Origin of the sequence: Paraburkholderia phymatum, assembly GCF_038900715.1 — a bacterium.
Lineage (GTDB): Bacteria > Pseudomonadota > Gammaproteobacteria > Burkholderiales > Burkholderiaceae > Paraburkholderia > Paraburkholderia phymatum_A.
Genome location: NZ_JAYMRZ010000055.1, coordinates 1 through 9,684, shown reverse-complemented (window position 1 = coordinate 9,684; position 9,684 = coordinate 1). Strand labels below are relative to the sequence as shown.

At 59.2% G+C, this 9,684-nt stretch carries 6 protein-coding genes and 2 pseudogenes; 3 read left to right on the top strand and 5 right to left on the bottom strand.

Annotation, left to right across the window (positions count from 1 at the left end; translation table 11 throughout):
* Window positions 1-159 precede the first annotated feature (159 nt).
* Complete coding sequence (locus VSR68_RS42195) at window positions 160-2,754, top strand: 2-oxoglutarate dehydrogenase E1 component (protein ID WP_342945335.1); 2,595 nt, start codon at window positions 160-162, stop codon at window positions 2,752-2,754.
* Window positions 2,755-3,530: 776 nt separating this feature from the next.
* Here VSR68_RS42195 and VSR68_RS42190 read toward each other — a convergent pair.
* The 3 genes and pseudogenes from VSR68_RS42190 to VSR68_RS42180 all read right to left on the bottom strand — a co-directional run.
* A pseudogene (locus tag VSR68_RS42190) lies at window positions 3,531-4,427 on the bottom strand (IS3 family transposase); the annotation flags it as partial.
* Window positions 4,428-4,710: 283 nt separating this feature from the next.
* A complete protein-coding gene (locus VSR68_RS42185; RefSeq protein ID WP_342945334.1) occupies window positions 4,711-5,730 on the bottom strand; it encodes an IS110 family transposase in 1,020 nt (339 codons plus the stop codon).
* A gap of 122 nt (window positions 5,731-5,852) precedes the next feature.
* Window positions 5,853-6,136, bottom strand: a pseudogene (locus tag VSR68_RS42180) (transposase); the annotation flags it as partial.
* Window positions 6,137-6,223: 87 nt separating this feature from the next.
* Here VSR68_RS42180 and ltrA point away from each other — a divergent pair.
* The gene (ltrA, locus tag VSR68_RS42175; protein WP_342945333.1) at window positions 6,224-7,468 is read left to right on the top strand and encodes a group II intron reverse transcriptase/maturase; all 1,245 of its coding nucleotides are present in this window, start codon (window positions 6,224-6,226) and stop codon (window positions 7,466-7,468) included.
* A 501-nt stretch (window positions 7,469-7,969) separates the two neighbouring features.
* Here ltrA and VSR68_RS42170 read toward each other — a convergent pair.
* A complete protein-coding gene (locus VSR68_RS42170; RefSeq protein WP_342945332.1) occupies window positions 7,970-8,113 on the bottom strand; it encodes a DUF1643 domain-containing protein in 144 nt (47 codons plus the stop codon).
* 248 nt (window positions 8,114-8,361) lie between these two features.
* Here VSR68_RS42170 and VSR68_RS42165 point away from each other — a divergent pair, with 248 nt between their 5' ends.
* A complete protein-coding gene (locus VSR68_RS42165) occupies window positions 8,362-8,670 on the top strand; it encodes a hypothetical protein (protein WP_342945331.1) in 309 nt (102 codons plus the stop codon).
* Between the two features lie 177 nt (window positions 8,671-8,847).
* Here VSR68_RS42165 and VSR68_RS42160 read toward each other — a convergent pair whose 3' ends face one another.
* Window positions 8,848-9,174 (bottom strand): hypothetical protein, encoded by a 327-nt coding sequence (locus VSR68_RS42160; protein WP_342945330.1) that lies wholly within the window; start codon window positions 9,172-9,174, stop codon window positions 8,848-8,850.
* Window positions 9,175-9,684: the final 510 nt, after the last annotated feature.

Genomic DNA, 9,684 nt, shown 5'->3' with positions numbered 1-9,684 from the left:
AAAAGCCCGCGCAGAACGCCTGCGGCGCGGTAAAACGAAGCGGAACGACCATCTTCATGGTTATTCAGAAAGTTTACGCATGCTCAACCGCGCTCAGTCGCGTTTACACGGCTTGATCAGCATTGCCTTAACGGTTTCTCTCGATATGTCCACAGAACAATGTCCAACGATTATTCCGAGCAGATCAACGTCCAGCAGCCTTCTTCCAATATCTCTTCGCAGCCGGCTGCCGTCGCCACGCCGACAGTCCTGTCGTTGCAGATTGAGCGCTTCATCGATGCCCATCGCCACGACGGCTATCGCCTGGCGTGCCTCGACCCGCTCGAGTTCGTCCCGCGCGTCGCCATGCCGGAGCTTTCGCCGCAATATTACGGGCTTGATCCGTCACAGATGCGTCCGGCCGATCAGGCGGGCCTTCCGTTTGCGCTCACCGTGGCCGAACTGGAGCAGCAACTCAAACGAGTCTACTGCGGGGCACTGGGGCTTGATTGCAGCGGCATGCGCAGCGAGTCGCGCCGACGCTGGCTCTTCAACCGCATGGAGTCGGAGCTGGTCTGCCCTCAGCCGACGCCGCAAGAACGCGATGCGCTACTGCGCCGACTGCTGGCAGCAGAAATGTGGGAGAGCCTTGTCGCATCCCGGCACGAACACGCGAAGCGTTTCTCTCTGGAAGGCTGCGAAAGTCTCGTGCCGCTGCTAGACGCGTTGATCGACAGCTCGGCCATCGACGGCGTGCAGCAGATCTTTCTGGGCATGCCTCATCGCGGACGTCTCAACGCGCTGGTCAACGTGATGGAGTTCCCCGCCGCGAAGATGCTGGCCTGTCTCGACCACGAATCCGATGTGGCTGCGGTGCAGACCGATCTGCCTTATCACCTGGGCGGCACCGCGTGCAGGAAGACCGCCCATGGCGACGTTGCATTGTATCTGGCGCATAACCCGTCGCATCTGCAGAGCGTGTTTCCCGTCGTCAGCGGCATGGCGCGTGCGTGGCAGGACGCGCACCCCGATGCGGCCTGCGTGCCGATCATCGTTCACGGCGACGCCGCATTCGCCGGCCAGGGCATCGTGATGGAGACACTGAACCTCACGCGCAAGAGCGGCTATACGCTGGGCGGCACCATTCACGTGATCGTCAACAACCAGATCGGCTTCACGACGCCCAATCCGATGGACGTGCGCGACAACACGTATTGCACCGATATCGCGCGCATGATCGACGCGCCCGTCATTCATGTCAACGCCGACCATCCGGACGATGTCCTTCGCGCGGCGCGCATCGCGTTCGACTACCGGATGAAACACGAAGCCGACGTTGTCATCGATCTCATCGGCTATCGTCGCCTCGGTCATTCGGAGCATGACGTGCCCGCCATCACGCAGCCGCGCGCGCAGACAGGCATCGCGGCCCATCCCACAGTGACGGAGCGCTATCACGCTGCGATCGGAGCCTCCGCGCAACTCGCGGATATGCGTGCCGACGCGCTGCATGCGTTGCAGACGCAAGCGATTGAAATGAATTTTCGCCCGCCAGCGGCGCTCGAAATGCCTGCAATGACACCGTTCGAGCCGGTTTCACTCGAACGGGTCCGCTCGCTGACGTCGGCGGCGACGCGCGTGCCGGACGGCTTCCGTCTGCATGAACTGGTCAGCAGGCGCATTGCAAAGTGGAAAGAGACAACTGCCAGTGCAAGCCATGTCGCAGACTGGTGCTTTGCCGAAAACATCGCCTACGCGTCGTTGCTGGAAGAGGGGATTGGTATTCGTCTTTCGGGCATGGACGTGGGCCGCGGCACGTTCATGCACCGGCATGCCGTCTGGCACGCACAGGAAGCGCACCCGGCTGCCGGCAACCTGCATGTTCCGCTCGAACATATCGCCGCGGATCAGGGTATGTTCGACATCGTCAATTCGCCTCTCACGGAAGAAGCCGCGCTCGGCTTCGAATATGGCTACAGCGTGCAGGCGAACAGGCGGCTGACAATCTGGGAGGCGCAGTTCGGCGATTTCGTGAACGGCGCGCAAGTCATCATCGACCAGTACATTGCGCCCGGTGAATACAAGTGGGGCTATCAGTCCGCGTTGACTGTCCTGTTGCCGCACGGGCACGAAGGCGTGGGCCCGGAGCATTCGAACGGTTATCTCGGACGCTTCCTGCAACTGTGTTCCGACGACAATCTGCGCGTCGCGATTCCTTCCACGTCGTCGCAATGGTTCCACCTGTTGCGCGAGCAGGCGATGGCGGCTCGTCCCAAACCGCTCGTCGTCATGACGCCGAAGACGCAGCTTTATGGCGACGTAGCTTCGCATTCGCCGTTGGAGATGTTCTTCGACGGATCGTTTCAGCCCGTTCTGCCGGATTCGGGCATCGTAGACCGGCGTGCCGTGACCCGCGTCGTACTCTGTAGCGGCAAGCTGTTTTACGAACTACAGCGCTCGCGCCACCAGTCGGGCGATGCATCGATAGCACTGGTCCGGGTCGAACAGCTGTATCCGTTTCCGCATGACGCGCTGGCGGCTGTGCTTCGCAGGTTCGAGAACCTCACGGAAGTGGTATGGGCACAGGAAGAGGACAGGAACCAGGGCGCGTGGCGGTTTGTGCGCGAGGAGCTTGAGCGCGTGCTGCCGACGGGGTGTCGCCTGCGCGACGTGTGCCGGACATCGACCGCCTCAGGTGCCCATGCTTCGATCAGAGCGCATCGACATCAGCAGGGCCGTCTGGTGGCAGCGGCCCTGTCCCGCGCGGCGTGCTGAAAGCAGCCGCGAAGCGGCGGGCTCAAGGTCAGGTCGCGTCATGCGGGGTGGCGATGGACGGAAATTCGCCACCATCTTTATGGCGTTCCCGAGGCGACTACTTGCGTGTTATACGCATCCCCAAAGCCTTGATCTACATCGTGCTTGAGAGGCAATTCGCAGGCCGGCTCACCTTTCGCTACCGTGTAAAAGTACAGCGCCGTTAAGATAGGAAAAGTTAGTGTGTCACGAACGCAGGCGAGAGCCTGCGGTGCTGTACTGAAGATGGGAGTAGGCCTCCCGAAGTCGGCTTTCAGGAGCAGGCTTCAAACCGCCCGGTGCTGCTGCGTCCAAAAGGCGCGGTGGTGAGCGACCGTGGAATAGTCACTCGGAGAGGGTGGCAGGTACGTGTTGAGCAGATGAGCGAAAGCAAACCGTCCGACGACGCATCGTTACTTATAAAGCGCTGTCAAAACTGGAGTCGTAACTTTACTCCAGGATCAGTCGGGACGACACCTGATTACGGACTCGATGACAGCCGGAGTAAAGGCGGCATGAGCTCAATACAGGCTTTGGTATGGAACGTGAGAACCTTGCTTCGAATGCAAAGGGAAATGACAAATGGCAGACACCATGAGGAAGAATACCGATGTCGGAGTGAGGGGCGGAGCTGCCCGTAGTAGTGTCGAAGCCTTTGTAATGAAGGTGGAGCGAAGGGGCGGCATTATCCGGTTGACGAAGGTCACCAATCTGCACTGTGAGCTTCCCTCGGTTTTTCGCCTTCCAGAGGCCCCGAGTTATGCAGCCGTATCCTTCGTCCGCTGAGCCGCAAGCCAGTCTTGCATGAACTGAGTTGGCGAAATGAAGCCGAGAGATGAATGACGACGACTGCGGTTATAAAACACTTCAATGTATTCGAACAAGTCCGCCATGGCTTCGCGATGCGTGCGATACCTCGTGCCGTGTACCCGTTCGTTCTTCAGGCTGTTGAAGAAGCTTTCCGTCGGCGCGTTGTCCCAGCAACTGCCTTTGCGGCTCATCGAGCAGCGCATGCCATACGAACTCAGCTTGCGCTGGAATTCATGGCTTGCGTATTGACTGCCTCTGTCCGAGTGATGCAGCGCGCCGGGCGCGGGGCGGCGGCGGAACCATGCCATCGTCAGTGCGTCGGTCACGAGGTCCGCCGTCATGCGCGGCTTGACGGACCAGCCCACAACCTCCCGGTTGAACAGGTCCAGCGTGACCGCCAGATACAGCCAGCCTTCGTCGGTCCAGATGTACGTGATGTCCGAGGTGAACACCTGATTGGGCTCGGCCGGCGTGAAGTTGCGATTCAACACGTTCGGCGCGACCGGCAGCTTGTGCCTGGAATCAGTCGTGACGCGATAGCGCCGCTTATGGCGGGCTCGGATACCGTTGGCGCTCATCAGCCGCTCCACCCGTGCTTTGCTGGCCGGAAAGCCGCGAGCGCGAACCTCTTCGGTCATGCGCGGCGAGCCGTAGGCGCCTTTGACCTCGGCATGAATCGTTCGAATCAACGTCAGCAACTGCGCATCGGTCAGCCGCTGCCGTTCGGGCGTGCCGCCGCGCTTCCAGGCGCGATAGCCGTTCACGCTTACACCAAGGACCTCGCACAGTGCCGACAGCGGATAGTGCCGGCACTGCATGTCAATCCCGGCGAACTTCACAGGAGGTCTCTATGAACGCGTCCCGTTTTGCAACAGCTTTCGTGTGTTCAGATTGACAGGATGGGTCGCAGCTCTCTATCCGGCCTTTATGCAGCCGGTGCTGCCGCTGCGGGCCCCTATGAAATTCGCTGACTCGCACCTCATTCCTTCGGCGAGCTCGAAAGCTCCTCCTCCTGTTCAGGTTTTGCGAGTCCCGGTCCTACCTGGCTGGTCATCACACTCGATTGCTGCGCAACCTTTCGACGTTCACCCTTTGCTAAACGTTACTCTTCTCCGTGGCATTCACCGGTCAGGCCGGTTTCATGCTCACGTAATCTTTTTGGTACGCCCTGCCGTGGGCAAGCACGGCCCAGATCGTGCGCGCCATCTTGTTGGCTAGTGCGACGACCACCACATTTCGCGGTCGCCGTTTCTCTATTTGCTCGACCCACCGGCTTGGCTCTTTCGCGTGCGTTAATACACTGCGAGCGCCGTGAATCAGGAGAGTCCGCAAATAGGTATCACCCCTCTTGCTGATGCCGTGCAGATTTACCTTACCGCCTGAGCCGGTCTGCCTGGGTACGAGACCTGCCCATGCAGCGAACTCCCTACCCGAGTTGAATGCGTTCGCGTCGCCTATCATCGCGACCGCTGCGGTTGCCGTCAGTAAGCCCACACCAGGAATTTCGCTAATCGCCTTGACCGCGGAGTCTTCCTTCTTCCACTCGCGCATGCGCCGCTCAATCTGAGCAATATGTTCGTCCAGCTTCGTCAGCCCGTTCCATTGATCACGCAGAGTGTCTATCAGGACCGCCGGCAGCCGATCCGCAAGCCGACCGAGTACTTCCGGTATCGTCTTGTCGAGCGCCGCTCGCCCCTTGTTCATCACTTCGCCGTACTCCGTCATCAATCCGCGCAGCGCATTCACCTGCATCGTGCGGAACTTCACCAGCTGCTCCCGCATACGGTGCAATCCGAGCATAGCCTGTTGCATCTCGGTCTTCACCGCTACAGCCTTGCTTGGCTGCTGTACTGCCAGCCAGATTGCCTTGGCATCCGCCGCATCGCTCTTGTTGCGAATGTTGAACGCCTTGACAAACTCCGCCGGCATTAGCCGGACCTTATGGCCCATCCTGGTCAGTTGCCTCGCCCAATGGTGCGCGCCGCCACAGGCCTCCATCCCTATCAAACACGGAGCACGGTTCGCAAAGTGCTCCAGAAATTTTGCCCGCTTAACCGGCTTGTTCACGACCTCTCCGGTTTGCTGATCGACGTAATGCACCTGGAAAACCTGCTTGGCGATGTCTACGCCCACAGCCATACTGTTCATTGTGGATCCTCCGGTTGCCGGGAAATGCTTGCATTTTCCACCTGGGCACACATCGATGCCGTTGGCCCGTGAGGATCCACCTTCCTTTGCTTACGTTCACGGGTGGGACGCGTTCATTTCATTCCTTCGCGAAGAACGCCGCCGCTTTTTTTGCGATTTCCAGTTCCATCTGCAAGCGCTTGTTCTCCGCTCGCAGACGCGAGAACTCCATCTGTTCCGCCGTGACGACTTTTGCGCCGGGGCCGTTCAGCTTGCCGGCTTCCGACGCTTTGAGCCAGTTGCGCAGCGTCTGCATCGACATACCTAGTTCGCGGGCCACGGCGCTCACGCTTTGCCCGTCCTTGACTCGCTGCACGGCGGCTTCCTTGAACTCCGCCGTGTACACCTGGTGCGGTACCTTGAACATTTCTTCTTTCCTTCCTTTGCGTCGAGTTTATACGCGACCTGTTGGAAGGCGAAATTTCAGGGAAAGCTCACTGCGGGAATGAGTGACATGACATCAACGAAACTGTACAGCATTGCGAAACGGGTAGTGTGGGAAGCGTACCAGTTGGTGAGGGCCAATCGCGGCGCTGCTGGCGTAGACGATGAAACTATCGCCATGTTCGAGCGGCACCTTTCGGGAAATCTGTACAAGCTGTGGAACAGGATGTCGTCGGGGTCGTACTTCCCGCCACCAGTGAAGCAGGTTGAGATTCCGAAAGCCAAGGGCGGCACGAGAAAGCTGGGGATTCCCACGGTATCTGATCGCGTGGCGCAAGGTGTGGTCAAACTGATGATCGAGCCGACACTCGATCCGATATTCCATGAAGATTCATATGGGTATCGGCCGGGCAAGTCGGCGAAACAGGCGATTGCCGTGACGCGTACGCGTTGCTGGAAATACGACTGGGTTGTCGAGTTTGACATCAAGGCGGCATTCGACCAGATCGATCATGCGCTGCTGATGAAAGCGGTGCGACGCCACATCAAGGAGGACTGGATCCTGCTGTACATCGAGCGGTGGCTGATTGCACGGTTCGAAACTGCGGAGGGGGCGAGTCTGCCCCGGATGCGGGGTACACCCCAGGGCGGTGTGGTCAGTCCGATCTTGATGAATCTGTTTATGCATTATGCGTTCGATAGCTGGATGCAGCGGACATGGCCGCAGTCTCCCTTTGCGCGCTATGCCGACGACGCGGTAGTTCATTGCCGCAGTCTGGCGCAGGCACAAGCCGTGATGCAAGCGATTGAAGAACGGCTGGCTGAGTGTGGTCTGACGATGCATCCGGAGAAGTCGAAGATTGTGTATTGCAAGGACAGTAATCGCACTGGCACTTATCCGAACGTGCAGTTTACGTTTCTCGGTTTTACGTTTAGACCGAGACGGGCATTGAGCAAGCATCAGCGGCGATTTACCAGCTTTCTGCCAGCGGCGAGCAGTGATGCCTTAAAGAGGATGAGACAGACCGTGCGAAGTTGGCGACTGCACCGACGCACACCGGCGACGCTGGTTGACCTCGCGCAGCAATGCAACTCGGCGATACAAGGGTGGTGGAACTACTATGGGGCGTTCTACAGGACGGCGATGCACAGACTCTTCGGCTATCTCGACTTACGGCTTATGCGGTGGGCTCGACGAAAGTACCGGAGGTTGCGGCAGAGCAGGCGACGTAGTGCGGAATGGCTACGCAGGATGAAGTTCGTCCACCCCGGGTTGTTTGTTCACTGGCGTGTCGCTGGGGCATCGGTTGGATGATGGGAGCCGAATGAGCCGAGAGGTTCACGTTCGGTTCTGCGAGAGACTCGGGGTGCAACTCCCCGGGTCTACTCACCTCTTAATGGCAGTGTTGCGCATCGCTTTTTGGTGAAAGCCGGACGTCAATGATCGGTGCATTGACGTAGCCATCATCGAGAGATCGGCGTGTGCATGCACTATCATCCCGCGCTTCGGACAGATGCTGCATTACGAAGAATAGTGCGTTTCCTTCGCATGCCGCCAGATGCAGCCGGCCAAGAGAGTCGGCGCGGCGAAGTGACGGTTGAGTCAGCCATCGATCCAGACGTTGCATGACGGAGGAGCGAATAGCGTAAAAAAAGCGTCAGGCACGAAGCCCCGACACCACTACCGTGCTGGAGATCAATCTGCGCGGGAACCAGAGCATCGGCTATCACAGCGTCGTTGCATCGTTGCGCGTTGACCCAGAGACGGGCCGCGCTGGTTGCCGATGGCGGGTCGAACTCACGTGCAGCCGGAGCATTAGAGCGCGTAGAGGTCAGCCACGGCGAGGCCGTTGCAGTCCAATAGCTTCGTGAAGCCGCGGCAGCGGCGAATTGTCGGATCGTCGAGTGTTGCGTCCGCTGTGCTCGGGTTGAGCATCGCGAACAGCGCGGTCGACTTCATCGGCGCCACCGATTCGGCCTGGCGCTTCACGAGATAGCGGTACTGCCCGCAAATGCTGGTGGATCACGCCCATGCAATTCCTCCTACCGAATCGAGAAAAAGTCTCGATTGAGGCTGAATTAAATCGGCCCGCTCGGCATGTCGGATGCTGCCCTTATCGGGGTCACCATCTGGTGACCGTGGGAGCAGACGATGAGACGATGTGCGCAATTCGTCGCTTCGCGCTGTCTTCTGAAGCGAGGAAAGCCATGTCCACCAAGTCCTGTGCGTCATATCGCGGCTGCGAAATTGAAGTCCTCGTCACGCCAGCACAGTGGCATGCGTTTGGTGGCATATGTCGACGCTACCGCGTGTCGTGGATCGTCTCTTCGCCTGGTAATCCAGGTCAAGTGGTTGCAAGTTTTCCAGAACAGTTCGACTTTCTTGCTGAGCAAGAGGCGTTCAAGTACGGGGAGGGTCGAGCGCACACATTCATTGATTCCATCCTGTCTACCCCATTGCAGAGGCGGATCGCGGGCGACAGTTCCGAGCACGCAGATGAAGCGCCCACGGCCTGACGGTCTTTTTGTTGCTCTCATTGCCACAATAATAGGAATGTTGTGCGTACTCGGCTTGTGGGATCTCGCGATATCGCTCAGTGAGTATTAGCCAACCTTTTCTGCGGATGCCGCGATAGCGGTGCGGTCGAGGCGCTCGATCGATGCAGGCATCATCTGTCATCGTATCGTCGCGCTTCATGTCGAGCGTAACCGTGACCGTCTCCCCATCATGAGTCGCGCGTGGATACCAAGCCATCCGGCCACGCCAAATGCAGCGAGCGGCACGGACCAGATCCAGCGCGGCCACGCGCCGTGCTCTCCCTCGGCGGGCGTGCGCGGACGTGCACCGTTCTGCAACTGCTGCATGATGGCGACATGCTGGCCGTACAGATAACCGGCATGCCATTGGTCCTCGTCGAACATCTCTTTGCTGGCGATGTATGGGCACTCGCGTGCCCGACCAGCAAAGCCTGTCTCGTAGCCCTCGCTGAAGCTACGATCATAGAGCTTCGCTTCGGTCACCTTTCTCTCCCTGGACTGCGCAAGCTGCGGCCATGCGACGAGTTCGTTGCGAAAATGCGGTCCACCGCGTGTAGTCGCGATTGCCGGCGCCGATGACATGCCGGCGAGGTACCCGGTGATCCGGTGCGAGATGCAACGCGTCCGTCCTCGTCCGCGATGGTGCCCTCGACGTAGTCTCGCAAGAGGCGCGCTTTGATCCCGCCGATGTTGATCCCCAGCACGTCACACGGGATGAGCTTGACGCGGTTTAACGTTTCAACGTCGCGGTAGTGGTCGAGGGCATCCCGCCGCACACGCGCTGCCGCATATGCCACTTGCCGCTATCCGCTGGAGCGACATAGCGGCCGCAACCTGAACGCAAGATCAGCCCTTTCGACGACAAACTGAGGTTGACCCGCAAAAACGGACACCTATTCTTTTTGAAGAGGAGGTGCCGAAATGGGCAAGACTCGTACACCGTACCCGCCGGAATTCCGGGCGCAGATGGTGGAATTGGTCAAGGCCGGACGC